Origin of the sequence: Iningainema tapete BLCC-T55, from assembly GCF_014698965.1 — a bacterium.
GTDB classification, from domain to species: domain Bacteria; phylum Cyanobacteriota; class Cyanobacteriia; order Cyanobacteriales; family Nostocaceae; genus Iningainema; species Iningainema tapete.
In genome coordinates this window covers 17,431-43,846 of record NZ_JACXAE010000001.1, presented here as the reverse complement: position 1 = coordinate 43,846, position 26,416 = coordinate 17,431, and the positions used below count along the sequence as shown (strand labels likewise).

At 41.6% G+C, this 26,416-nt stretch carries 18 protein-coding genes; 8 read left to right on the top strand and 10 right to left on the bottom strand.

The genetic code is table 11. The features are described 5' to 3' along the window. Positions 1 to 234 precede the first annotated feature (234 nt). Positions 235 to 405: a DUF2283 domain-containing protein gene (locus tag ICL16_RS47575; RefSeq protein ID WP_190824881.1), complete on the top strand. Its 171-nt coding sequence runs from the start codon at positions 235 to 237 to the stop codon at positions 403 to 405. 237 nt (positions 406 to 642) lie between these two features. Here the strand turns inward: ICL16_RS47575 and ICL16_RS00155 are convergent, their stop codons facing one another. Next, entirely contained in the window at positions 643 to 1,524 is an 882-nt protein-coding gene (locus tag ICL16_RS00155; protein ID WP_190824878.1) for a succinate--CoA ligase subunit alpha, read from the bottom strand. A 198-nt stretch (positions 1,525 to 1,722) separates the two neighbouring features. Beyond that, complete coding sequence (locus ICL16_RS00150; RefSeq protein ID WP_190824877.1) at positions 1,723 to 2,952, bottom strand: succinate--CoA ligase subunit beta; 1,230 nt, start codon at positions 2,950 to 2,952, stop codon at positions 1,723 to 1,725. Between the two features lie 657 nt (positions 2,953 to 3,609). On the opposite strand from ICL16_RS00150, the gene ICL16_RS00145 reads away from it, so the two are divergent. Then, positions 3,610 to 5,415, top strand: coding sequence for a hypothetical protein (locus ICL16_RS00145; protein WP_337906871.1), 1,806 nt, complete (start codon positions 3,610 to 3,612; stop codon positions 5,413 to 5,415). A gap of 30 nt (positions 5,416 to 5,445) precedes the next feature. On the opposite strand, the gene ICL16_RS00140 is transcribed toward ICL16_RS00145, so the two are convergent. Further along, on the bottom strand, positions 5,446 to 6,225 hold the full coding sequence (locus tag ICL16_RS00140; RefSeq protein WP_190824876.1) for an ABC transporter permease: 780 nt from the start codon (positions 6,223 to 6,225) through the stop codon (positions 5,446 to 5,448). 288 nt (positions 6,226 to 6,513) lie between these two features. Between ICL16_RS00140 and ICL16_RS00135 the strand changes: the two genes are divergently transcribed. Then, positions 6,514 to 7,638, top strand: coding sequence for a DegT/DnrJ/EryC1/StrS family aminotransferase (locus ICL16_RS00135; protein ID WP_190824875.1), 1,125 nt, complete (start codon positions 6,514 to 6,516; stop codon positions 7,636 to 7,638). Here ICL16_RS00135 and ICL16_RS00130 read toward each other — a convergent pair. The 5 genes from ICL16_RS00130 to ICL16_RS00110 form a co-directional block, all read right to left on the bottom strand. Then, positions 7,611 to 8,363 (bottom strand): DUF561 domain-containing protein, encoded by a 753-nt coding sequence (locus ICL16_RS00130; protein WP_190824874.1) that lies wholly within the window; start codon positions 8,361 to 8,363, stop codon positions 7,611 to 7,613. The genes ICL16_RS00135 and ICL16_RS00130 overlap by 28 nt on opposite strands. A 90-nt stretch (positions 8,364 to 8,453) precedes the next feature. Continuing rightward, the gene (locus tag ICL16_RS00125; protein ID WP_190824873.1) at positions 8,454 to 10,823 is read right to left on the bottom strand and encodes a two-partner secretion domain-containing protein; all 2,370 of its coding nucleotides are present in this window, start codon (positions 10,821 to 10,823) and stop codon (positions 8,454 to 8,456) included. 270 nt (positions 10,824 to 11,093) lie between these two features. Then, positions 11,094 to 11,366 carry a hypothetical protein gene (locus ICL16_RS00120; RefSeq protein WP_190824872.1) on the bottom strand — a complete coding sequence of 91 codons (273 nt, stop codon included), beginning with the start codon at positions 11,364 to 11,366 and terminating at the stop codon, positions 11,094 to 11,096. Positions 11,367 to 11,597: 231 nt separating this feature from the next. Further along, the gene (locus tag ICL16_RS00115; RefSeq protein WP_190824871.1) at positions 11,598 to 13,700 is read right to left on the bottom strand and encodes a serine/threonine-protein kinase; all 2,103 of its coding nucleotides are present in this window, start codon (positions 13,698 to 13,700) and stop codon (positions 11,598 to 11,600) included. 206 nt (positions 13,701 to 13,906) lie between these two features. Then, positions 13,907 to 14,449 carry a Uma2 family endonuclease gene (locus tag ICL16_RS00110; RefSeq protein WP_190824870.1) on the bottom strand — a complete coding sequence of 181 codons (543 nt, stop codon included), beginning with the start codon at positions 14,447 to 14,449 and terminating at the stop codon, positions 13,907 to 13,909. A gap of 275 nt (positions 14,450 to 14,724) precedes the next feature. On the opposite strand from ICL16_RS00110, the gene ICL16_RS00105 reads away from it, so the two are divergent. The 3 genes from ICL16_RS00105 to ICL16_RS00095 all read left to right on the top strand — a co-directional run bounded on the left by ICL16_RS00105 (position 14,725) and on the right by ICL16_RS00095 (position 19,778). Continuing rightward, positions 14,725 to 15,576: a Tab2/Atab2 family RNA-binding protein gene (locus tag ICL16_RS00105; RefSeq protein WP_190824869.1), complete on the top strand. Its 852-nt coding sequence runs from the start codon at positions 14,725 to 14,727 to the stop codon at positions 15,574 to 15,576. A gap of 118 nt (positions 15,577 to 15,694) precedes the next feature. Then, positions 15,695 to 17,008: a TldD/PmbA family protein gene (locus ICL16_RS00100; RefSeq protein WP_190824868.1), complete on the top strand. Its 1,314-nt coding sequence runs from the start codon at positions 15,695 to 15,697 to the stop codon at positions 17,006 to 17,008. A gap of 58 nt (positions 17,009 to 17,066) precedes the next feature. Then, entirely contained in the window at positions 17,067 to 19,778 is a 2,712-nt protein-coding gene (locus tag ICL16_RS00095) for a chloride channel protein (RefSeq protein ID WP_190824867.1), read from the top strand. Between the two features lie 51 nt (positions 19,779 to 19,829). Here the strand turns inward: ICL16_RS00095 and ICL16_RS00090 are convergent, their stop codons facing one another. After that, positions 19,830 to 20,123: a WGxxGxxG family protein gene (locus ICL16_RS00090; protein ID WP_190824866.1), complete on the bottom strand. Its 294-nt coding sequence runs from the start codon at positions 20,121 to 20,123 to the stop codon at positions 19,830 to 19,832. A gap of 281 nt (positions 20,124 to 20,404) precedes the next feature. Between ICL16_RS00090 and ICL16_RS00085 the strand changes: the two genes are divergently transcribed. After that, positions 20,405 to 20,923, top strand: a complete 519-nt coding sequence (locus ICL16_RS00085) for a COP23 domain-containing protein (RefSeq protein ID WP_190824865.1) — start codon at positions 20,405 to 20,407, stop codon at positions 20,921 to 20,923. 80 nt (positions 20,924 to 21,003) lie between these two features. Further along, a complete protein-coding gene (locus ICL16_RS00080) occupies positions 21,004 to 24,264 on the top strand; it encodes a serine protease (RefSeq protein WP_190824864.1) in 3,261 nt (1,086 codons plus the stop codon). On the opposite strand, the gene ICL16_RS00075 is transcribed toward ICL16_RS00080, so the two are convergent. Then, positions 24,265 to 26,220, bottom strand: coding sequence for a serine/threonine-protein kinase (locus tag ICL16_RS00075; protein WP_190824863.1), 1,956 nt, complete (start codon positions 26,218 to 26,220; stop codon positions 24,265 to 24,267). Between the last annotated feature and the right edge of the window lie 196 nt (positions 26,221 to 26,416).

Below are 26,416 nucleotides of genomic sequence, written 5' to 3'. Positions count from 1 at the left end.
TCATTGCTAATAACCTATACTAGAAGCGGCTTTCAGACATTAAATGAATAGTTCATTTGTTCGCATTGAAAGGGCTGCCTAAATCGCCCTTTCGACGACTTGCTACAAGTGAAAGTAGAAAACCCACTGCAATGGCTAACAGAGGTGACAAATGATAGACGTGACTAAGCTGACTCAGGATGAAATTACGCGACTAGGAATAAATGCTCTTGCCTTAGACCTTGGACCTGCTCTATTAGATTAAAAGATGGTTTTAGCGTTAACACAGAGGAAATTGCTAATGATGTACTAGTAGACTTTGATACTGATGGCCATGTCATCACTATAGATATTGACTTTGCCTCAAAAAAACTTGATTTGCAAACTGTGGAAATAGTCGATTTCCCTATAATTGTGAGAAGTTAGTTTTTATACTAATTGCCAAAAAGAATGCGTCATATGGAAAAAACCCCTCCCTAACCCTCCCCTTGTTAAGGGGAGGGTGCGCGGTAGCGCGGGTGGGGTATCTGTCGCAAACATTTTTGGAATTGATATTAGCTACTATATGCAATTAGCTGACTCAGTAACTTTTCCAGTCAGCTGTCTTCTGACTTAAGCTATTAGCCCTTACATAAGTCAAGGCGTAATTCCAATCCAAAATTCCTACCTTAGTGCTTTTCTCACCAATTCAGGAATTTGCGAAGGACGTTCAGCGACTGGAACTCTTGCTTCATACAAAGCTGTAAGTTTACTTTTTGCCGTCCCAAAATCGGCATCGCGTCCTACAACTGCAGCTAAGGTTCCAGTTTGACGCCAATGTTTAACTGGAGGTGCTTGTGTACCTGCAATATAAGCAACTACTGGCTTGTCAATGGCTTCAGCAATATAACGCGCCGCTGCTTCTTCACGCCCACCACCTGGTTGACCAACTAAAACAATTACCTGTGTGTTTTCATCTTCATCAAGAATTTGCAGCCATTGTATAAAAGATGAACCAACTACCGCATCGCTACCGATACTAACACTAATTGATTGCCCTAAACCATCTTTGGTTAGTTCTCGGGCAATTTCGTAGGTGAGAGTAGTACTACGACTCAGAATTCCTACTGAACCAGGAGTATAAAACTCACTAGGTTGAGTACCTAAGAGAATTCTTCCGGGTACGATGATCCCAGGACTATTTGGTCCCACGACCAAAGTTTCTGTCATCTCAGCTTTACGTAGTAACTGCACCATATCTAACGGTGGTACACCAGGAGAGATAATCATAATTTGGCGGATACCACAAGCGATCGCCTCCAGTGCTGCGTCTAACACATGATATGGATGTACGTTAATAATTGTGGTATCAATTGCGCCAAATTTCCCGACAACTTCCTCTACCAAGTCAAATACAGGGATATCATGTAATTCTTGTCCTCCCCAACCAGGATCAACTCCTGCAACTAAATTTGTACCATATTCTTTCATTTGCGCAACATGAGTTGCTGTTATAAACTCACAGAAGCCTTGGATAATTACTTTGCTGTCTGGCATTAAGTTCATATGAAGCACCGTAATTTAGGAACCCAGCAGTAAAAAACCATTGGGAAAGAAAGACACTGCGGCACGGTGTCGATTGATCCAATTTATACTATATTTAGGACATTTCCTGACACTTTAAATACCGATGGAATCAAAAAGGTACGTTTTTAACTAATCAGGGAACTTTCCGCGAGACTTATAATGAAATTTCTCCAGCCGTTACAACCTTTTATGAGTAGATAACTTAGCGAGACGAACTGCTTCTGCTACTGCTTCATCTAAATTTTCCATTACTATTATGGATGTGTCATTTTGAGTTTTCAGCATTGCTAAATCTGCTCTAAGTGGATCAAACTCAGAACCAGCAAGACGAACAACTAAGCGAGGGAAATTACCATCTCGACGTTTATTGCCATTAGAGCGTAAAGACTGTTGTTTATTTTCGTTGTTGTGAGTTTGGACAAAATTTTTAATAACTTCCACTACTTCCTCACTTTGAGGAATACTACCTAAAAAGTTAATCAGTATGACTGGAATACTTTTATCAGTAGAGAGATTGTTCAAAGCTTTTTCTAAGCGAACTCCTAAGGTAGTTGGTGAGACATCAATGGGAGAAGCATGACGGAGATTCAAACAAACACCAGGCTTACCACCAGCATTAGCTACCAAATCTAAAGTTGCCATTACCGATCCAGCACCATTACCGAGAATTCCAATTCTACCTTGTAACTCTATTCCATCCCAGTCACCTAAAATTCCGCTTGTTTCACTGTAGAGATGACGGTTGACAATTTTTTGTGCCATTTGCGTAACATCAGGGTGACGTCCGATCGCCCGTTCGTTCACACTGACGTTACCATTAAGTGCCATAACTTGACCAGAAGCACTGACAGCTAGGGGATTAATTTCTACTAAGTCTAGGTCTTTTTCCACGAATAACTCATACATTTTTTCCACAACAGAGCTGAGCGATTGCATCAAAGCACCCTGCAAACCCATCTTCAATGCCAATCTTCGTGCGTAATATGGGGAAAACTCTTGTTCAACAACCACGTGTTGCATTTTTTCTCCTGCTGATTCCCAGTCAATATCTGCTTCCTGGCAACCCAAAAGCACTGGGCGACAAACAGCGGTATCTAAAACTACCGCTAGATAAAATTCCTGCTCAGCTTCATATTTCGCTTCCGCTAGTAACACCTCTGGTAATTCGCCCTGAATCGGCAAATTAAAGATATTTTGCGCAGCAGCGATCGCATCAATAGTCGTTTCTACAAACCTTACACCACCTGCTCTTGCTCTTCCTTCACTATGCACTTGTGATTTCAGTACAATCGGGTAGCTGATTTTTAATCGTTTTAGCTCTGTGGGATGGTCTATGATCTGAGATGGCAGTACAGGAATACCGATCTTCCCAAACCATTCTTTCACTTGGTATTCAAACAAATCCATTGACACACACCTTTTTGCCACATCTATAGGGTTGCTGCAGTGCTGTCTAAAACATAAACGCTGCACCCTGGTTGCAGAATCAAACTAAGTTTTGCCTAAAAATTGATTTTTATGTGATTTTATCTAATTAAGTAAAGTCGGTAAATTACCCCTAAACTAACGCAATTTAGCCATCTTAACAAGCCTTAACTAATCTCCTCAGTAATTTTATTAGCTTTTTACCTACCCAGTATAGTTGTCCCCAAACAATTACACATCAGTAGATATAGTTATGTAAGCATAGAGTTGCAAGTATCGCGCTTCGCTTTTATTTCATAAATATACATATAATCAGTAGCCGCAAAAAAAATACTCTACAGAAATGAAAAGATTATTTTGCCATGTCTACTACTGTTACTAATAATTTTAGTAACGTAAAAGACCAAAATACTTTGGATATTTTACTAAACGAACAAAGGGAGGTCTGACGCCATGTAACTAGTAGATCGAGCTAGGTGAGTACTGCCCACCATCTCTGGGCGTTGATGAGCAATACCCACCATACGTATATTTCAAAGATCAAATAGTAATTTTATAGTATTTTCACTAGTGGTGAAAACTCTTAAGCTATGTTAAAAAGTTTATCGATAAAATGTTAAGATTGTGGCTCGGTAAATTGTGTATTTACATTCTGTTCATCAAACTCGCTCGATTGACAAACAACCAGATCATCAAAATAATCAAGAATATAGCGATTACTATAGACAAATAGTAGTCCAACAAGAAGATTTACAGTTTTTAGCACAAATTTTGTTAGAAAACTTACGTGCCGAAATTCCATCAGGTCAATTTTTTCAAATTAAGTGTGCTATCCAAAATGACCAATTGATGATCTTAACTCAACACCCAGAAAATATCTGTCATGATCCGGAAACAACTTTTGCGGTACTTGCAGAAACACTTCAATCCATGACAGAGCACCCAGAACAAAAAGTGAAAATGTTTCTGAGAGTCATTGGAGTGAAGTATCCCTATGCACATCGTTCCCTAACTTTGAGTAAGAGGGGAGTGGAGGAGTTTGTGAGTGGGGGAGTTTGTGAGTGGGGGAGAAAGGGAATGGGGGGAGAAAAAGTAGTTGAACGAGACTACATAGTTGTAAATTCCTCTTCTACCTCTCCTGCTTCCCCTGCTTCCCCTGCTTCCCCTGCCGCCCCTGCTCCCCCTGCTCCCTCTGCCTCATTACTGAGAGCAGCTTTAGTGATAATTACGTTGTTGAGTGGCGGAGGGTATTTTCTCACTCGCCCTTGTGTAATATTTGAGTGTAGAGAATTACAAATGGCTACGCAGCTACAAAGATCATTGAGACAAATGATCCAAGCTGACTCGTCTAAATCTGAACTGGTAAAAGTGCAACAGCAATTTGAAACTACAAGCACATCTTTAAACACAATACCGTCTTGGTCTAATAGTTATCAAAAAGCTCAGCAATTATCAACTAGTTTAAAGAGTGATTCAGAAACAATTAAGCATGTACTCAAGGCTTTTGAGCTAGAATCTTTAGCACAGCAAAAGAATAAAAATGGTGTAAATAGTTTAGAAGAATTACAACAGAAGCAACAAAAATGGAGAAGAGCAATTACATATTTAGAAGTTATCAGATCCAATAGTCCACTTTATAAATTGGTGCAGCCAAAGTTATCACTTTATCGTGTAAAATTGCAACTTTCCCTCACTCAGTTACGCAAAGAACAGAAATGGCTAAAAAAACTAGAAGCCGCAAAAGCTGTGGCAAAAGTGGCGGCAAAGCGTCAAGCAAGTGCAAAATCTTTGCCAGACTGGCAAAAAGTTCAGTTCACTTGGCAGGTAGTAGTTAATGCCCTAACTGTAATTCCTCAGACTAGCCCAGGATATTCAGAGGCACAAACTTTGTTATTAGAGTATAAATTATCGCTTTCTATAGCACGCGATCGCGCCACTAAAGAACTATTAGCAGCTAAAACCTACGATCAAGCCATTAATGCAGCCAATGTTGCCAAAAATTATGAGCATCAAAACCAATGGGAGGCTACTGTAGGACATTGGCATCAGGCTTTGAACAATGTCAAGCAAATTCCCCAAGACAGTTTTTACTATAGTATGGCTCAACCCTTAGTTGAACCTTACTCCTCTGCCCTTAAACAAGCAGAAGCGAAACTACAATTCGCCAAAATTGCTCAGCAAACTCGCACCGACTTAGAAAAAACTTGTTCTGGTGAAATTCGAGTATGTAATTTTACTATGGATAACCAAGTAATTACTGTTGTGATTACTCCTGCTTATGAAAATACTGTTGTAGAGAGCGACTTTAATACTTTAGCCAGTGTTCAAAATCACTTGCAAACTTTACGACAAGCTCTTGAAGCTATTAGTGAAAACGCTAACTTAGCAGTGATGGTTTTTAATAGTCAAGGACAGCAGGTTTATGTTCATCTACCTAGAGGATGAATATTGTAGAGACGTTCCGGTGGAAAGTCTCTACATTTTGATTAATTGGGCGGCAGAGTTAAAAAATAGACGACATACTCCTGTTGTCAGTAAAACTGTTGTGAGCAAATTGGCACTCATGATCATAAACATAATTACAATTTGGTAAGATGCTGCTTCAAGTGCAGTAACACCACCTAGTAGCTGTCCGGCGATAATTCCTGGTAGTGCTACCATACCGATCAGCATCATTTGATTAATTGTGGGCATTAATCCAGCGCGAATTGCCTCTTTACGGTATTGAGAAACTGCTTGTTTTGGCGTTGCGCCTAAGCTTAAGTGGGTTTCTATTTCCCATTGACTGTTGTTAATGGAGCTGACAAGACGTTCTCCGGCGATCGCCGCTGCATTCATAGCGTTACCTAATACTATCCCTACTAGGGGAATTACGTATCGTGGTTCATACCACTTATTCGGTTGAATGAGCAAGTTACTAGTATAAAAAACTACTAAAAGTGTGCTAATAAAAATCGACCCCCACACTAGAGGCAACATTTGGGGTATTTTTTGAGTGATACGATTTCGTGCGACAATTGCGGAAATTGTCAAAACTACTGCCAAAATCGCCAAAACTGCCCAAGGATTGTTAACAGCAAAGATGAAATCTAAAACGTATCCTAATACTCCTAATTGTAGGATAGTTCTCAAGGTAGCTAATGCTAATTTTAGCTCTATTCCTATTTTTTCCCAAGCTGATAAACCGATCGCTATGCCCATCAATCCCACTGCACTAGCCAAATCAATAAAATCTAGTTTAATGATATCCTCCACCAGTTATCTACCTCCAACGTTTACAGCTAACAGGTTATAACTTACAGAAGTATGGAATTCCCTATTTTCCATTGCAAGAGTGCCCAACACCGAAGGGAACTTTCATTATAGGTAATGGTTCTTGGTTGTTATACATCACTTCTTCGTGAAAAACATGGTAGCTTTTTTGATAAAGAGCATAAGTAAAATCTCTTGCCATGTTGATAAAGTGACAGTCTTTCAGTAGCTCCTACCAAACATCAACTCAAATTCTTTGTCACCATTTATTTCTAAGTAAAATAAAAACTCATGGTTCAAAGTCTAAGTTCTATCCCTGCTTTTGATATCAAGCAACAATATACTACAATTGAAGCAGAAGTATGTTCAGCAGTCTTAGAGGTTCTCGGTTCTGGTCGTTATATTGGTGGTCCTGTAGTTGAAGGTTTTGAGCAACAGCTAGCAGCTTATACTGGTGTAACAGAATGTATCAGCTGTAATTCAGGTACTGATGCACTCTACTTAGCATTGAGAGCTTGTGGAATCGGTGCAGGTGATGAAGTAATTACTACTCCCTTCACTTTTATCGCCACTGCTGAGGTGATCAGTACTATAAATGCTCAACCAGTGTTTGTTGATATTGATGCTACCACATTTAATTTAGATGTAGAGCAAGTAGCAGCAGCAATTACACCCAGAACAAAGGCAATTATACCAGTTCACTTGTTTGGGCAACCTGTGGATATGACCGCAGTGATGAAAATAGCCCAAAAACACAACTTAGTAGTTATTGAAGATTGCGCCCAGTCTACAGGGGCAAGTTCGTTTGGGCAAAAGGTAGGAAGCATTGGGCATATCGGTTGCTTTAGCTTTTACCCAACTAAAAATCTTGGTGGCTGTGGTGATGGTGGAGCGATTACAACTAGTGATGCAGCGATCGCATCTTCACTAAGAATGCTACGGGATCATGGTCAAAAAACTCGCTACATCTACGAAGAAATCGGTGTCAACAGCCGTTTAGATGCAATTCAAGCTGCTATCCTCCAAATTAAATTGCGTTATTTGGATATTTGGAATAACGCACGACGAGAAGTTGCTGCTCGTTACCACCAATCTCTTAGTCAAGTTCCCGGTATCGTTGTACCCCAAGAATTGGCATCTGGCATGGGGGTATGGAATCAATACACTATTCGCGTGTTAGATGAAAAAAGAGACTGGGTTCGCGCTCAATTGCAAGCGCGGGGTGTAAATACAATGATTTACTATCCCCACCCTTTACATTTACAGCCAGTTTATCAAAACCTGGGGTACAAAGTAGGGCAGTTGCCTGTTGCAGAGCAAGTCTCTCGCCAGGTTTTATCTTTGCCTATGTACCCAGAATTGTCAGAAGAACAGCAAGCGCAAGTGATTTATAGTTTGAAGGATTGTTTGGCTTGAGCCGTTTCTAACGCTTCCACCAAACCACGTACAGCAGCAATCATCGCTACTTCGCTATTGAGTTGGTTGATGGCAGAGCCGACACCAACACCAGCAGCGCCAGCGGCGATCGCCAGAGGTGCTGTAACATTGGAAATACCGGAAGCACACAGCACTGGTACGGAAACTGCACGGGAAATTTCGTAAGCTGCTGCTAGGGTAGGAGCAGCTTTTTCAATTAATCCCAAGGTTCCAGGGTGAGTTGGGTTGCTGCTAGTACCGCCTTCTGTTTGGATAATATCCGCGCCAGCTTTGACTAGTTCCTCTGCCAGTTGTACTTGTTTGTCAAGTTGGAGAATATGGGGAACAGTGACAGAAAGTGTGATGTTGGGAAGAAGAGCGCGGGTTTGATGAGTGAGCGCTAAAACTTCCTCTGCTTCAAATCTACGTCCTTGCGCGTAGAAAGAATCGAAATTACCGATTTCAATTAAATCTGCCCCTGCTGCCACAGCTTGGAGAAATTTTTCTGGTTCTACTGCTGATCCACAAATTGGCAAATTTGTCAAGCGCTTTGCTAAGAGAATTAAAGCAGGATCGGCAGCGATATCAACTAATGTTGCACCACCGATGGCAGCAGCTTTGACGGTAGCGGCTACCTTGTCGCGATCAAAGTTATTCAAACCGCTGATCACTTTGAGGACAGAGCGGTTAGTAAATGCACGTTGGAGGGAAAGATGCATCGTCATAGTTTCTGATGATTGAAGCTTTCAAAATACAAATATTTTACCCTTTCCCAGTGAGCAGAGGTGAAAGGCTGGGAAAAACATGTGGCGATACTAATTTTCTGGCACACAAGGCAATCTCTCAGAGTTAAACAAAGGACTATCGGGTGTTGCATTGGGTACATTAGCAACCAAGATAATATCGTTATTCGCATCCACAATCCATCCCTGAGCTTCCACAATTGCTGGAGAAGCAGACTTAGGAATCTGAGAAGAACGATGTACTTTTCTCACAGGCTCCCCTGCTCCCCTACTCACAGGCTCCCCTACTCCCATATCCTCAGGAAGTGTTACCCAATCTACCTGCACAGAGTTACTCCTGAGTGCTTCCCTGGGATTAGGTGGCAAGCCGCCACGTCCGGTGATAATGAAGGAGTTTTGATTTTGAGCTACACCTGCTTTACAGCCAGAAGCTAATTTTGGTTCACTTGGTTCCACAGGCAAGTTGATTAATCCTTGACTGGGATCAACATCAGGTGTATTGATATTTACCACACCGTTTAAAGTAGGATTTGTCTGGGAAATTGCAGTGATATCGCTAGTTGATAAACGTTGAGGATCTAGTGTGGTTGAGTCGTCAATTCTCAATAGTCTTGCCAAGTCTTCTCGACTACGTGGCACTATGCCAAAAACACCATTAGCGTTGATTTGGACTCTGCCACCAGAACCTTTAAATGCATTGGCAGTGATATCATTGTTTTCCCCAGGCACGGCGACGATGAACCCCGACCGAGCATTGATGGTAATATTACCGCCATCACCACCTGCAAGTGCCTTGCCTGCATTGGTAGATATTTGACTGTTGCGGCGCATCAGTAATAAGTCCTGTACCTGTAGCGTAATATTCCCGCCCTGCCCTAAGTCAGTTTCTGCTGTGAGTTTTCCTTGATTGTCCAGTTGAATTGAGCGAGCCGTTACATTAAGTTCGCCAGCTTTTCCTAAATTGCCTGCATCTGTTAGGTATGTTACATCCTTTCGCGCTTGACTGCTTACAGTTACTGCCGCCTTGTTATGAATAATCAATTGCCCTGTGATCAGATTTAAATTTCCAGCCGATCCCGAACCAGCAGTTGAAGCAAACAACCCACTGGGAGAACCATTTGCTGAAGTTCCAATTAGTTCTATGGACTGCTGTGCGTTCACAGTCAAATTCCCTCCTTGTCCTGTAGCTGGTATAAATTGCTGAGAAATTAATGATGGCGGACGCACTCCACTAGACTCTACTGATATTAATGCCCCATCTTGGATGCGCAACTCAACAGTGTTGATTGTCATGTCACCTGCCTTTCCAGCAGCAAAAGTTGTACTAGCCAATGCGCTAGAGATAAAACGATTAGTATTTGGCACCGGAAAGCCACCAATCAAGTCCACCGATTCCTCTGCATTCACAGTCAAATTTCCCCCCGCACCCTCGCCTATAGTAGAAGTGATCGCTTGTGCGCCATCCCGAACAATTAATTTCCTAGTGGTAATTGTTAAGTCTCCGCCATTTCCGACATCGGTAGTCTGAGATATCAAGCGCACAAGATTACCTATTAGTTCTACGGTTCTGCCCTGCACCTGGATATTGCTGCCGCCATCTTTGCCACTACCATCAACAATAGATGAAATCTTAGAACCGTTAATAGTTCGCTGGATTAGTTGAATGTTCTGGAAATTCTGGACACCTTCATACCCCAACATCCATCCTTTGTTCGTTGGGTTTAAACTTACCAGACTATTGCCAGCGACACTTCCTAGCTCAATTCGTCCCGACGCTGCTGTTAAATTTCCACCTTCGAGCGTCACATCACCGCCTACAAGTGCCAAGGTTTTGCCTGGTTGTACTTGTAAACCAACGGGGCGCTCGAAGATATTAATTGCGCCATCTGGACTTGCTTGGGATTGATTGTGGATGGGTGCAGCAGTTGCCCCGAATTGTAAGCCAATGGGAACATTTACTGTGAGTATGGGTGTAGTTTGGGGATTTATGGCACTAAACTTGATATCATCTGCAAAGTTAAGACTACTTGCCGTACTTGCTATAAATGAACCGCCGATGTTTAAAGAAGCATTGGGACCAAAAATAATCCCGTTGGGATTAATTAGAAACAGGTTAGCTGTGGAGTTAGCTTGAATGATGCCATCAATATTAGAGATAGACGAACCCGTTACGCGACTAATAATGTTATGAACATCCGCAGCATTTTGAAAGTAAGCCGTACTCCCAGTAGGTAAGGAAAACTGCTCAAAACTGTGGAACAAATTGCTTCCTGCTCGGGTTCCACCTTCAATAATTTTGATGTTGTCCTGTGTTGTAACGCGAGAATTATTAGGTAGAGTAGCATCTGGGGTGATTTGGGCAATAGCACAGTTTGCCCACAAAGCTATTACACCTCCTATTGCAAGTCCTAGCCCTTGATCGTTGCCCCAAAAAGTACTCATACTGGATACCTCTCCCAAGAAGTAGCAGTTGCTAACAACAGTAACACTGCGCCTACATTAAGTAGATTACATTGATGTCGTTAATTTGCGTTTCGTTCTTTACCAAAGCTTGATTAGAAGTAGCCCAATTCTCTGTATTGCTGCCACAAATCAAATTCCCCCAAATCTTCCTTAATCAGAGGTGGGGGAATCATAAAGTGCAAAATTTAGGTAAATGGTATCAATCAGTCGAGATAATCGCCATTAAGTTGACAATAGCGTTATGAATTATCAACTACAACAACCCCAGCAAGCACACCAATCACAATTCTTTATCACAAGCTTCTGACCTGGAATTGCTCGTGTCAAATCCTTAACTTGCTGGTTCCCAACAGCATCACTAAATTGAATTTTAGTTAGGTCAAGCGTAGCCTGAAATTTAAGGATATTATCTCCTGATATTCCGTATTTTTCAAGCACTTTGTCGAAGTTAGCGTTCTTCAATCTCTCACTCATTTCCTGGTAAATCTCGTCTTGTAACTGCTGGATTGTTTCAGAATTCATGACTTTTTTCTCCTTGTGAATTGATAGATTTGTAGACTTAGATTGCACCGATAATGGTGCTTTGTAAGAGTGCGATTAGCATCCAAAAAATAACTGGTAGAAGAAAGTTTAATGCCCTCCTTCTACATTCTTAATAGATGTAATTGAAATCAACTTATGCACTTTTTAAGCAAGGAGAAACCCGGTTTCTTCAAGAAACCGGGTTTCTTGGTTGACGATACCCAGTCATCGTTACTGCAGTTGCCAAATCTTGATAGTTTTATCCTCACTGGCACTCAGGAGTGTTTTACCATCGGGACTGAAAGTTACGGCAAAAACTTTGCCCAAATGCTCTTTGAAGTTGTATAATTCTTCTCCAGTAGCCAAATTCCAAATTCTCACAGTTTTATCATCACTGCCAGTAGCAATCTTTTCACCATCGGGACTCCATGCGATCGCATTCACATCCGCTAAATGCCCTGACAGCGTGCGTATTTCCTTTCCCGTGTTCAAATTCCATACTTTCAGGTGTTTGTCATCGCTAGCACTAGCTAGAAACTGCCCATTCGGACTGATGGCGATCGCATTGACATCTCCTAAATGCCCTGGTTGTGTACGTATTTCCTTACCTGTCTTCAAATTCCACACTTTGATAGTTCTATCAGTACTTGCACTGACAATTTTTTCGCCATCTGGACTAATAGCTACAGACAAAACTGCTCCTTGATGCCCATGCAGGATGCGTAGTTCCTCTCCAGTCTTCAGATTCCACACCCTCACAGTTTTGTCATAACTACCACTAACAAGAGTGTTACCATCCGGACTAATAGCAACAGAATTCACCAAGCCATTATGACCTTTTAAAGTCAAAATTTCCTTGCCAGTGTTCAAATTCCAAACTTTAATTGTGTGATCCGAGCTACCACTAACAAGAGTTTGACCATCTTGGCCAATAGCAACAGTATAAACCTTATCTAAATGCCCCTTGAGGGTGCGAATTTCTTGTCTATGATTCAGATTCCAAATTTTCACAGTCTTGTCATCACTACCACTGGCTAAGAACTGCTCTTTGCCTTCAGAATATCGGAACCCCCCAACCCCCCGAGGATCGGGGGGCAAAGGGGAGTGGAAAGCAAGGGAATTAACTTCGCCACCATGGCCTATTAAGGTATTACGCCCCATGCGCCAATAAATATATCCGCTCAACCCCACCAGCAGGATAACGCTCCCTACTAGCAGTTGCTTTTTCCACCGAATTGTTTGTTGCAGAAAAGTACTAGGGGAAACTACTGATGATTGAAGGTTAATCCTTGACAACGGTGGCTGAGTTATGGAAGTATCTTGTAGATTTTGTGCTGGTGGCGGCTTGATTACGTGAGTATCTTGTAGATTTTGTGCTGGTGGTGACTGTATTATAGGAGTATCTTGTAAATTCTGCACTAGTTGTGGCAGTTCATGCAAGTCGCGCAATACTTCATCCGCTGACTGGTAGCGATGCTCAATATCTTTTTGCAACAACTTGTCTAGCACCTGCTCTAACTGTGCAGAGATTGAATTCACGTATTGTCGCCAATGCGTTACCCAGTTATAACCTTGATCTACATACAAATGAAAGGGGTTGATTCCCGTCAACAGATAAAAGCAAGTCACACCTAAACTAAATAAATCGCTAGCTGGATATGCACAACCAGATTTCATTTGTTCTACTGGTGCATAGCCGTAGGAACCAATAACTGTACCTGTATGCTCAGCAGAAGTAACTGTGAGATGCTTAGCAACGCCAAAATCAATCAGTACTAAATTAGTTCCAGTACCCTGAGTTGAGGATTGAGGAGAGCGACGGATAATGTTTTCTGGCTTAATGTCGCGGTGAATTACCTGATGTGAGTGGATAAATTTGAGAACGGGTAACAATTGATTTAACAATTCCCAAATCTTTTCTTCGCTGAAATTTCCCTGCTGTTTCAACTCTTGTCGTAAAGTTTGCCCTTGGATAAACTGCTGTACGAGATAAAGATAGTTATCGTGGCTGAAGTAAGCATACAAATGTGGAATCTGCGGATGTTCTCCCAACTGTTGCAGACGCCGCGCTTCTTCTTGAAAGAGTTGGGTAGCTTTTTGCAGGGCGCTAGTTCCTTGGACTTGCGGTGCTAGCTGTTTGACGACACAATCTTCTTTGAGCTTATCTTCATCCTCTGCCAAAAAAGTTCTGCCAAATCCCCCGCTTCCTAATGGTTTAGTAATGCGATAGCGGTTGCGGAGCAACGGGATCAGTTGTATTCCGCAACTTTGACAGAAATTGCCCCCATCACTATTGAGGGGTTTTTCGCAACTAGGATTGAGGCAGTAGATCATAATTAGGCATCTCTTGTGCCGTTGTCATCTATAATATATGACACTTGTCAATCCCTTCTAATTTCCGATGTCAATTTGTTAAGTTTGTAGTAAGCGCTGTCTTCGCGCTTAGCGCTTACTACGAGCTAATTTACAAACTTTACTTTTATTTACACAGTTGGGTTTATTTGTGCCTTGCTACTTATTTTAAAAAAAAAATATTAAATTTATTCAAACTCAGGGGACCACAAATCGGAAATTTGCACCTCCCATCCAGGAAGCAAATCGGGAACTGTCATAACATCTCCATCCCGAAGAATCAGCGCTTCTTTTCCAGGGTAGTAAACTTCAACGCTCCTATTATCTGGGTTAATTAAAATTCCTACTCTAGTTCCCACAGCCAGAAATTCCTGAATTTTTGCCCTTAGTTGTGCCAAATCATCACTCGGTGATTTCACCTCAACCGTCAAATCAGGAGCTAACTGAGCAAACGACTTTGGACTACGACGCAAACGTTCAGCTAAGACAAATGACGCATCAGGTGCACGTAAATCGGAATTTGGCAACCTAAATCCAGCACTAGAAGCTCCCACTCGTCCTAGTTTGCGAGGTCGAACCCAGTTATATAATTGGTAGATCATTGCTGCTGCAACCTCATCTGACTCGTATCCTGATGGACTCATAACAATGACATCTCCCTTAACCAGTTCCATGCGGTAGTCAGGAAACTGCATCTGCATTTTTTCCAAGTCTTGAATCGTCAAGGACATAAAACCTCCACAATTGTTTAGGCTGTTTCCTAAATCTAAGTTTATCTCGAACATTTCATAATATCTGCTTATAGAATGGAAACACAGAATTTCCATTCTGGCGATCGCCTGATAAATTCCCGGCGTTGCTGAATTAAGATCTGAATACGCGAAAATCAGGATTGTGTAGAGACGTTCCGGCGGAACGTCTCTACAAAATTCCCTATTTCTCATCAGCCCATAGCCTCGTATCATGGAAATATAACAATGAAGTCGCCAAATTATAACGGCAAGACATGGGCAGTATTTGGGAACTAGATTTTTACTCGCGTCCAATCTTGGACGAAAATCAAAAAAAAGTGTGGGAACTCTTGGTGTGCGAGACTCCGTTAGATACGCGCACCAACATTGATTCTTTGTTTCGTTACGCTCAATATTGCCCAAGTACCGAGGTAAATTCGGTGTGGTTGCGCAAGGCGTTGGCAGAAGCAATCAACAAAGCGGGAGTAGCACCGAAAAGAATCCGCTTTTTTCGCCGTCAAATGAACAACATGATTACTAAAGCTTGTCTTGATGTGGGTATTCCCGCTCTACCGAGCCGCCGCACTTTGGTACTTCATCAATGGATACAACAACGGATGGAGTCGGTTTACCCGCAACAACCAGGGTATCAACCGGGAAGCAACCCAAATGTACGTTTGGAAAACCCTTTACCGCAACGTTTACCAGATGCATTGGAAGGACAACAGTGGGGATTTGTCACCTTGCCAGCAGCAGAATTTGCTTCTATGCCCGAATGGGAAATTGGCTTTGGTGAAGCTTTTCCTTTAGAAATCGCTCAAGTTTCACCCCAAACCAGTATTCCTGGTATTTTAATTTTCTCACCCAGAGCCTTGCCCTTGGCTGGTTGGATATCTGGTTTAGAATTGGCTTGGGTAAAGTTTGACCAAAAAGAGGCAAAATTAGTTTTAGAAACTGGTGCGATTGAAAGTTGGATTTTAGCAAATATCCGCAAATCCCAAGTTGCGGAAGCAAATAGCTTTGAAGAGGCAAAGCAAAAAGCCAATGGAGTGCATTTTATCGGAATACAGTCCGATCCGCAAGCAGAATCTTTTGCTGGTTTTTGGCTGTTGCAAGAGATCAATTAGGGCGTAAATTTATTTGGGGGTAGTTAATTGTTAGTAGTTAATTGCTAATGGCAATCAACAGTTAGCAATTAACTATTAGCAGTGTCACAATTTTCCATTCCAGAGCTAGTAAAAAATCATGGTGTTTGCAAGTTTACCACAAGACACACTGGCAGAGCAACTGCTAGAACTAGCTATGAAATCCGGGGCAGAAGCAGCAGAAGTGTATCAGTCGCGATCGCTGTCTCAACCTGTGTTTTTTGAAGCCAACCGACTCAAACAAATCGAAACTAGTCAATCTGAAGCCACAGTACTGCGTTTATGGCAATCTGGGCGTCCTGGACTAATGGTTGCTCATGGTGCTTTTGAACCGCAAGCAATGGTGGAACGTGCGCTAGCTCTGAGTCAACTCAATCAACCCGAAACAATTGAACTCAACAGTAACTCTGAGCCTAACTACCCAGATTTGGGACAAGATGTTCCATTATCCAAGTTAGTAGACTGGGGCAAAGAAGCGATCGCACTGATCCGCGACGTTTACCCGGATGTTGTGATCACAGCCGACTGGGAATGTGATGCAGAAACTACTAGACTTGTCAACACCCTTGGGTTAGATTGCCATTACACCGATACTACCCTCAGCTGCTACATTTCCGCCGAATGGGTACGAGGAGAGGATTTTTTAAGTGTCTCCGATGGTCAAACTGAACGGGGAAACCTTCAGCCAGAAAAAGTTACTCAACAAATCTTACAGCGCTTAACTTGGGCAAAAGAAAACGTTCCCTCTCCCAACGGACGCATTCCCGTTCTCTTTACTTCCAAAGCTGCTGATATGCTTTGGGGAACTGTTCACGCTGCTTTAAACGGTAAGCGTATTCAGGAAGGAGCTTCTCCCTGGGCAGAACGCCTCAATCACCCAGTAATTGCTCCCACTCTTACTCTCTACCAAGATCCACTTGCGGGACCTTTTAGTTGTCCCTTTGATGATGAAGGTACTCCAACTCAGCATATTGTCTTCATCCAAAATGGCATTTTACAAAATTTTTATTGCGATCGCACCACGGGACGCCAGTTAGGTATGAAATCTACTGGTAATGGTTTTCGTCCTGGGTTAAGTAGTTATCCTACCCCTGGTTTATTTAATTTCCTCATCGAGCCTGGTTCTGAATCTTTATTAGACTTGATTCAACAAATAGATCATGGCTTGGTTGTCGATCAAATGCTCGGTGGTGGCGATGGTATTTCTGGCGACTTTTCCATCAATATTGATTTGGGCTACCACGTCCAAAATGGTGAGGTGATTGGGCGCGTTAAAGATACGATGGTTGCCGGAAATGTCTACACAGCTTTAAAACAATTAGTTAAACTGGGTGGCGATGCTGATTGGAATGGTTCTTGCTACACTCCATCTCTAATTGTAGATGGATTATCTATCACCGGCAGAAACCATTAAAAAAAAGAATGATGATCATTCATTCTTTTAACCCTTAACTTTTAACTTTTAACTTCCTATGTCGCCTCCTTTTCTGTCTCAGGGTATTCGTGCATTTTGGCAACCGAGAAGAGGTTTAGCGATCGCAGAAGCTTCTGTCATCGGGGTAGTCGCTGCTTTATCAGCTGTGTTTCTCAAAATTGGAACGGGATGGTTAGGAACATGGCGAGTTCATACCTCCCTCCTTTTACCGGTATGGTTTGTCTTACCTGCAGTTGGGCTTTGCTTTGGGTTTCTAGCTGGCTTTCTTGTGGAAAAGTTTGCTCCGGAAGCATCAGGTGGTGGTATTCCCCAAGTAAAAGCCTCTCTTGCCAATGTGCCAATTGGATTATCTTGGCGGGTGGCGCTCGTTAAGTTACTTAGTGCTATGCTTGCCTTAGGCTCAGGTATAACTTTAGGAAGGCAAGGTCCCACAGTTCATATCGGAGCTGCTTTAGCAGGCGGCATGAGTCGTTTGGTGCCAACTTCCCCAGATCATCGGCGACAAATGATTGCTGCTGGTGCTGGTGCTGGGTTAGCAGCCGCTTTCAATGCCCCAATTGCCGGTGTATTATTTGTGGTAGAGGAGTTACTTCATGATTTATCAGGATTAACTCTTGGTACTGCCATTATTGCCTCCTTCATTGGGGGAGTCGTCTCTCGGTTGTTAGGTGGGCGCAGTTTGCTGCTTAACTTGGAACTAGTAGAGTCTTCTAGCAGTTTTTCCATTCACGAAATCCCCTTCTACCTACTTTTGGGTATTCTCGCAGGTTTACTAGCGGCATTGTTTCATCGTGGTCTGCTTGCCAGTATAGAAGTTTACAAAAAGTTTCATATTAGCTATAAGTGGCGTGTGGCGTTAGCTGGGCTTGTATCAGGCATTATAGTTGCTATTCTACCTGTGTCCTTCCATAATAACACTGGTTTGCGAGAGTTTGTGATTACAGGTGAGGCTAATGCTTCCTTGGCAGCGATCGCCTTTGTCGCTCAGTTTATTCTTACTTTGATTGCTTTTGGTTCAGGCGCACCTGGGGGGTTGTTTGCTCCCAGTTTGATCTTAGGTTCTACCTTGGGCTATCTCATCGGTGTTTGCCAATATCACATTTTAGGTGTAAGTTTCCCCACTACTTATGCTTTAGCGGGAATGGGAGCATTTTTTAGCGCTGTTTCTAAAGTGCCAATTACGGCAATTGTGATTGTGTTTGAGATGACTACAGATTTCAATTTGGTACTACCTTTAATGATTGGCTCTGTGACATCATATCTCATTGCTGACAAGATCATGCCGGGATCGCTGTATGACAGGCTTTTACAATTAAATGGCATTAACATTAAACAACCAGTTCCGGTTGAAGGAATATTAACGAAGTTAACGGCAAAAGAAGTAATGCAACGCCGAGTGGAAACTCTAGAAGTGGAAATGAGTTTGGATGAAGCAATGCAAGCGTTCTCTCGTTCTCATCATCGGGGATTTCCCGTAGTAGAAGATAACAAGTTGGTAGGCATTGTTACTCAAAGCGATTTGCGGAAAATACAAGAGCGCGATTTACCGTCATATGCTCCTTTAAGGGAGATTATGACTCATAGTCCCCTGACCGTAACACCGATCCATTCCCTCAGTAATGTACTTTATTTACTAGATCGCTATCAAATCAGTCGCTTGCCAGTGGTTGAGGGACGAAGATTAATTGGCATCATTACCCGTGCTGACATTATTAGAGCAGAAGCAAACCACCTCAATTGTCAAGATCGACAAACAGGACCGCTACCAGCACCATCTTATGTAGTATATCAAACACAAGCCCCTAGTACTGGTAGAGGCAGATTGTTAGTACCAGTGGCAAATCCAGAAACAGCCGCAACATTATTAGATATGGCAGCTGCTATTGCTCGCGATCGCCACTATGAAATTGAGTGTGTACAAATCATGTCTGTCTCTCACAACAATTCTCCTGCAGAAACACCAGTACGCACAACAAAAAGTCGTCGCTTACTACGACAAGCAGAAGTTTTAGGAAAAAAGTGGAAAATTCCTGTACACACCCAAATTAGAGTTGCTCATGATGTAGCACAAGCAATACTAGAAACAATTAAGGAACGACATATAGACATCATGGTGATGGGTTGGAAGGGTAGCACATCTACCCCAGGTCGTATTTTTGGTGATGTTGTGGATACGATAATTCGCCAAGCTACCTGCGAAGTTGTACTGGTTAAATTAGGCAAGTCTCAATCACCCATACATTCTCCACGTATCCACCCTACACACTTACGTTTTCCTGGTACAAACCACCTCCACATCAAACCTTTGTTTGCAAATCCCTCATCTCCCCTCTCCCCGAATCCCCAATTCAACCGTTGGCTAGTTCCGATGGCTGGGGGACCTAATGCATGGCTGGCAATTAAATTACTCCCTGCTTTGGTGACTTTAGGAAGTAATCCACAAATTCGCATCACTCGAATTTTTAAACCATCAGAATCTGAACCAGATTTGACAGTTTTAGAACAAGCTACCAAACTCCTTATCCGTCATCGTCAGTTGTCTAGTACTGTTATTGCTACCCCACTTAAAGCCGATTCGGTTTCTGATGGTGTGATTAAATTAGTAAAAACGGAACATTATGATGTCGTAATTTTAGGCGCTTCCCGTGAAGGAATGCTGCAACAAGCAATTCAAGGAAATATACCTGAAGCGATCGCCTCTGGTGTAGAAAGTACAGTAATTTTAGTCCGGGGTGCGATCACCAATTGAACCGATACAGACGTTCCCGCGTAGAGAAGTTCCGGCGGAACGTCTCTACAATTATGGGTTAGAACGATTAGACGTGGTAACCACATCACGACGTTCCGCAACATATTCGTTGGTTTTGCGATTTTTACGTCCAAGTAAACCAAACAAACCGAGCAAGCCTAACAAACCCCAATCGCTATCTAAATAATTTCCATCAGTCGCCGGGTTATTTGCTGTACTATCTACTGCGTAACCATCAACAGGAGCGTTAGTTTGCGCAGAGGCAGGCATAATAGCAGGTAAAGAAGCCAAGCTTAAGGCTAAAGCACCAGCACTGAAAATTTTAGTTATTTTGGAGCTTTTCACGTTCAAATCCTCAGTTCATTGCTGTCAGTAATAGTTACAGATTATAAAGTTTTAATACGAAACAACTCAATCTGAAGCTATAAAGCTATATCTTCTTAAAGTTATATTTATGATTTATCGCTACTCATAACAAAATGCTCAGTCTGCATAAAAATAAAATAAAAATGTAATAATTAATAAGAACTAGCAATATTTTTTGACCTCTGTTAAACTTTCGGAATTTATAATTCAAATGATGTATATAATATCACTTCTTAAATATCAGGAAGGGTAGCATCAAAATGAAAGCAAAATTATTTACCAGTGTATTAGCAGCGGGAGCGATCGCCTTAACTAGCATCGCTTTTATCAGTCATTCTAGCTATGCACAAACAACCACGTACTTCTGTGGTTTAAACAAAGACGGCGTACCAACCACTTATGCTAGAACTGCAAATGGAAAAAGAATACCAGTAATTAGCTGGGAAAGAAATTGGAGCAGTAAATATTCTCCGAGAGTTCGTTGTGAAGCAGTTTCATCAAGATTTCAAACTGCCTCTGTTGACCGTGTGCTAAACTACCTTACGACTGGAATTATGAATGGTCAAAAGGTTTTGTGTGCAGCTAGTCGATATGGTGATACTTGTAGCCATCTACTACTTACACTTCGACCAGAAGACAATGCCAGCCAGGTTATTGAAAATCTCCGACAAATGGGTTACACCGCAAGTGGTCCAATCATTCAATCAGAAGATGGGGCTTCTTTAGTTTACGTTGATATCAATCAGTTACTACGAGAAAAACCCGTTGAATCTGAGTAAATATTCTGGTAAATTTAAATTTGCATAATTCCCAATAAGATTTTTTGATACAAAGCGAGACGTAATTATTGGGGGGCAACATGGGAGGGCGAATAAATTCTCAATCGCTGGCATTAATCGCTAGTATAGGCACAGTGTTAATGCTGCCAATACAAGGTCTTAATCTCAGTATTTCTGCTCCCATTTTTGCACGGCAGCAAGTATCTGTATTGTCTCAACGTTTACAAAAACTAGCTCAGTCGATCACAGTCAAAATTATTTCTGGCAACAAGGGCGGTTCGGGAATATTAATTCAAAAAGAAGGTCAAATATATACAGTTTTAACTAGTCATCATGTTATAGAATCTGGAAAACCCAACGTAATTGAGACACCGGACGGGAAAAATTATCCAGCAGAATTGGTGAAGGAAGTCAAATATGACAACAAAGATGTAGTGCTATTACAGTTTCGTGCTACCACCAACTATGCTGTGGCTTCATTAGGCAATTCATCAACTTTAAAAGAAGGTGATGAAGTATTTGCTTCTGGGTTTCCGTTTGAGGATAATTCTTCTGTGTCAAGAGAATTTGTTACCAAAGCTGGACGCATTTCTCTATTATTAGAACGTTCTTTAAAGGGTGGCTACAAAATCGGCTACACTATTGAAGTTGAAAAAGGCATGAGTGGTGGACCTGTACTGAATCGTGAAGGTAAGGTCATTGGTATAAATGGAATCCACGCTCAACCTTTATGGGGCGATCCTTATGTATATGAAGATGGTTCTCAGCCTAATGATGCTTTACGAGAACGGATGCGACGTTCTTCTTGGGGAGTTCCGATTGAAACATTAGCGTATTTAGATCCTCCAATTTTCCCCCCAGAGAATCCCCAACCAAGGAATATAGATTTCAAAAGATCTAATAATTCCACACCTGTGGTATCGTTAATAGACAATATTGCTAAACAAATTACAGTTTTAATTACTTGGCAAAACCGTCATGGCACGGGGGTATTGGTAGCTAAAGAAGGTAATAAATACTATGTTCTCACGGCTGGTCATGTGGTGCGAGGGAAAAAGGAACTGAATGTCGTCACGCCAGATAATCAGCAGTATTCAATAAACATTAGTACGATTAAGACCTGGGAAGGTACAGATTTAGCTCTGCTACAGTTTACTAGCAGTCAAAATTATCAAGTAGCTACCCTAGCAGATTATAACTTGGGCAATGAAGATAGAGTAGTTTTTGTTTCTGGAACACCCGCATCAAAAGAAGCCAATTTACCATCTCATCGTCTGTTTAGTGCTGGATTACTTTACGCAGGAGGAATTGATCGTGCTAAGGATGCGCGTTCTTTTTCTTTTGGTTATGAATTGGTTTATACCAATTTTACAGACAAAGGCATGAGTGGTAGTCCAGTGTTGGATAGCTTAGGTAGAGTAATTGGGATTCACACAGCGGCGGAAGGAGAACCAACTTTAATTAAGCAGAAGATTGGCGAGGCAAAAGAAATCCAACTCGGTTACAGTTTGGGTGTGCCAATTCGTACTTTTCTGGCTTTAGTAGAGCAGGAAAAAACTCCACTCAATTTGAAAAAACATACTACCATACCACCAAAGCTGAGTGAGCCACAGCAAGATCAAATTATTACATCGGCACTTAAACCAGAACCACCAGAACCTAATGCTGATGAATTTGAATGGTTGAATTATGGTAATAAACTATTGCGATCGCAAAAGTATGAAAAAGCTGTAGAAGCCTTTGAGCGAGCAATTGCAATTAAGTCAGACTTGTATCAAGCTTGGTATGCAAAGGGACGCGCACAGCGTCTACAGCAAAAATATCAGGATGCTTTTGTCTCGTTTCAAAAAGCCACGGTACATAATCCAAACTACGATCCTGCTTGGCGAGAGTTAGGAGATACACTGTTCGCTTTGAATCGATATGATGAAGCGCGTCAGGTTTTGGAAAAAGTCATCGAACTCAAGCCAGATGAGTTTATTGCTTATCGAGGTTTATGTAATGTATTAGGCGAATTAGGTAACTACACAAAAGCAATTAAAGCTTGCGATCAAGCAATTAAGCTTAATCCCCAACCTTTACAATACATGTTCAGAGGGGAGATGCTGATGAATATGGGTGATACCACTGAAGCTATACAAGATTTTAACACAGCTTTGCGTCTCCAACCTGATAATCCTTTTGCTTATCGGCAACGGGGTTTGGCAAGAGCTTATGAAGAAAATTACCTCTTGGCACTGGCAGATTTAAACAAAGCTATTAGTCTTCAACCTGACAACGCTTATGCCTATGTTGACCGAGGAATTATCCGCGCTAAGATGGGACAACAAGCGTTTATGCAAGATTTTGACAAAGCACTAACTCTGGAGCCTGACTCTGCCTCTATTTACGATAAACGCGGTTTTGCTCGTTATTATCGACAAGATTACAATGGCGCTGCTGAAGATTATAATGCTGCTATCCGCTTTACTCCTGAATCAGCATATCTTTATTATAAAAAACTTGGCGATGTGCGCACTGCCCAAAAAGACTACAAGGGCGCAATTGAAAATTATACTGCTGCTATCAGTAAAGAGCCAAATTATGCCCCTGCTTATGTTGGTAGAGGAATGGTTCATGCGATTGTCAATAATAAGCAAGGGTTTACTGAAGATTTTCAGACTGCTTTGCGCCTCCAACCCGATAATCCTTGGTTTTATACTAGTCGAGGTAATGGTCAGTTTATTCTGAAGGATCATCAATTAGGAATTCAAGATTACAACAAAGCTATTAGTCTATTTCCTAAATTAGCATATTTATACTACACTCTCCGAGGTAATACTCGTGCTGAACAGAAAGACTACGCAGGAGCAATCGCCGATTACAACGAAGCGATTCGTCTTAAACCAGACTTTTACATAGCTTACAACAATCGTGGTTTGGCACGAATTGCTCAAGAAGGTTTTAAAGGAGAAATTGCGCCAAAAGATCACTCTATTCGCCTTAACTATAACAGTATAACAGTTTTGTATGTTAAACCAGACACACAGGACTCTCAAAAAGATTACAGAGGGGCAATTAGTGATTTTACAGAAGCTATTCGTCTCAAACCAGATTTTACTCTAGCTTACAATAATCGGGGTTTTGCACGTTCTGCCCGCAATGATCATCAAGGTGCGATCGCTGATTATAATGAAGCAATTCGCTTGAATCCCAACAATGCCTTACTTTACCTTAACCGTGGTTGGACGCGGTTACAACAAAAAGATGACAAAGGGGCAATGGAGGATTTTAAAATAGCGATTCGTCTACAGCCAGAGTTAGCAGAAACTCTGAAAAATAAGGGGGTGACACTGAATTAATTAAAGGGATACTCGCCAAATTTTAATCTTACCGTCAGTACTACCACTCGCTAAAGTCTTGCCATTGGGGCTAAAGACGACGGATGTGACTTCTTGAGAATGTCCCTTAAAGGTGCGAATTTCGCGTCTATTTTCTAAATCCCACAGTTTAATGGTATGATCGCTACTGCCACTAGCAAGAGTTTTACCGTCAGAGGCGATCGCTACAGAATTAACCGAATAAGAATGCCCTGTAAATGTGTAAATTTCTTGTCCAGTTGTCACATTCCACAATTTAATTGTGTCATCAGCACTGCTACTAACAAGAATCCCGCCTTCGGGCTGAGTATTTGGGTTAAAAGCAAGAGAACGAATTGGCTTAGAATGTCCCAAGAAAATTCTACTCACTTGCTTGGAGTTTAAATCCCACAGTTTAATTGTGTTGTCTTCTCCACCACTAGCAAGAGTTTGTCCATCGGGACTAAAAGCGACAGATTTAACTGCATCGGAATGTCCGGTTATGGTAGCAATTTCTTTACCAGATGGTAATTCCCACAATTTAATTATGCCGTTAAAACTACCACTGGCAAGCATTTTACCATCAGGACTGATGGCAACGGATTCTACTGAACTGGTATGCCCCGTTAAGGTACGAATAACATTTCTAGTTAATACATTCCACAGTTTGATTGTGTTGTCACCATTACCACTAGCTAGAGTAAAACCATCCGTACTAGTGGCAACCGAATGGATTGAACCTGCATTCCCCTCTAATGTGATAATTTCTTTTCCAGTTGACAAATTCCACAGTTTGAGGGTTGTGTCAAAACTGCCGCTAATTAAGGTAATACTATTGGCATTAGAACTGATAGCAATGGATGTTACTAGGTTAGAATGCCCAGTCAGAGTTTTAACTAAGAAAGAATTTTTTTCTTGTAAAGGGTATAAGGGCTGAGGATGATTCACGTAAATGACTCCCCCAAATCCGATTAAAATTATGGCAGCACCCATCAAAATTCTTTTTCTGAGAATAGATGGCGTTGGGGAAAGTATAATCGGTGGCAGATATGTCAAATCTTTAATGACTTCATCTGCTGACTGATAACGTTCTTTAATCTGTTTACTAAGTAACTTATCAATTACAGAAGCCAATTCATCACTAATCGGAGTTTTTAAATATTGCCGCCAATAAGTAACCCAGCTATAGCCATTTTCTGACCATAATGTACTAGGTGATACATTTGTTAATAAATGAAAACACGTAGCACCTAAACCATACAAATCACTTGCTGCATAGGCTACACCATTTTGCATTTGTTCTAGAGGGCTATATCCATGAGTGCCAATTGTTGTTCCTGGTTTCGCCCTTACTGTTGCAGTTAATTGCTTCGATGCGCCAAAATCTATCAGTACTAGATCTCCTTCAGTTGCTCTTTTTACGCCTCGTTGTGGAGCTCTACGCATGATATTTTGTGGCTTGATGTCCCGATGAATTACCCCGCGATCATGGATAAACTTCAGAACAGATAGCAATTTGAGCAAAACTTCCCGAATTTCTGTTTCGCTATACTTTAAACGCTGTTGCAACTCCTTGCGCAAATTTTGCCCATCGATAAATTCTTGCACTAGATACAAATAGTTATCTTGCTCAAAGTAAGCCAATAAGGTAGGAATTTGGGGGTGTTTGCCCAACTCCTGTAGTCGCTCAGCCTCTCGTTTGAACGACTCAATTGCTTTATTGAGAGCATATGTTCCCTGAACTTTTGGTGCCAATTGCTTGACAACACAACGTTCATTCAACTTATCTACGTCTAGAGCTAGGTAAGTTCTGCTAAATCCACCCTCATTTGAAAGTACCTTAGTAACATGATAGCGACCTCGTAAAAGTGGGGTTAGTTGATTACCACACTTCTGGCAATAAAGTTTCCCATCAGGATTGAGGGGATGAGAGCAATCGGGGTTGAGGCAGCAGATCATCGTCTTGCAAGCATGACTGTGCTGATATATATCATATCGCCTAGAAAATTTTGCTTGGTAATTTCTTTAAATTTCTCATTACTGAGCAGCTAAGATACCTTCACTAATCTTCTCAGGCTAACCAATTCTCTAATTCTAAATTAGGAATATTGATAAAATCTTTAGTGGCAATACAAATATTACTATCTAGTAGATA

Bases quoted from the DNA above. Each gene is read 5' to 3' on its own strand.
- ICL16_RS00155 (WP_190824878.1), bottom strand. From the start codon at position 1,524: ATGAACTTAATGCCAGACAGCAAAGTAATTATCCAAGGCTTCTGTGAG.
- ICL16_RS00150 (WP_190824877.1), bottom strand. From the start codon at position 2,952: ATGGATTTGTTTGAATACCAAGTGAAAGAATGGTTTGGGAAGATCGGT.
- ICL16_RS00135 (WP_190824875.1), top strand. From the start codon at position 6,514: ATGGTTCAAAGTCTAAGTTCTATCCCTGCTTTTGATATCAAGCAACAA.
- ICL16_RS00130 (WP_190824874.1), bottom strand. From the start codon at position 8,363: ATGACGATGCATCTTTCCCTCCAACGTGCATTTACTAACCGCTCTGTC.
- ICL16_RS00125 (WP_190824873.1), bottom strand. From the start codon at position 10,823: ATGAGTACTTTTTGGGGCAACGATCAAGGGCTAGGACTTGCAATAGGA.
- ICL16_RS00120 (WP_190824872.1), bottom strand. From the start codon at position 11,366: ATGAATTCTGAAACAATCCAGCAGTTACAAGACGAGATTTACCAGGAA.
- ICL16_RS00115 (WP_190824871.1), bottom strand. From the start codon at position 13,700: ATGATCTACTGCCTCAATCCTAGTTGCGAAAAACCCCTCAATAGTGAT.
- ICL16_RS00110 (WP_190824870.1), bottom strand. From the start codon at position 14,449: ATGTCCTTGACGATTCAAGACTTGGAAAAAATGCAGATGCAGTTTCCT.
- ICL16_RS00105 (WP_190824869.1), top strand. From the start codon at position 14,725: ATGGGCAGTATTTGGGAACTAGATTTTTACTCGCGTCCAATCTTGGAC.
- ICL16_RS00100 (WP_190824868.1), top strand. From the start codon at position 15,695: ATGGTGTTTGCAAGTTTACCACAAGACACACTGGCAGAGCAACTGCTA.
- ICL16_RS00095 (WP_190824867.1), top strand. From the start codon at position 17,067: ATGTCGCCTCCTTTTCTGTCTCAGGGTATTCGTGCATTTTGGCAACCG.
- ICL16_RS00085 (WP_190824865.1), top strand. From the start codon at position 20,405: ATGAAAGCAAAATTATTTACCAGTGTATTAGCAGCGGGAGCGATCGCC.
- ICL16_RS00080 (WP_190824864.1), top strand. From the start codon at position 21,004: ATGGGAGGGCGAATAAATTCTCAATCGCTGGCATTAATCGCTAGTATA.
- ICL16_RS00075 (WP_190824863.1), bottom strand. From the start codon at position 26,220: ATGATCTGCTGCCTCAACCCCGATTGCTCTCATCCCCTCAATCCTGAT.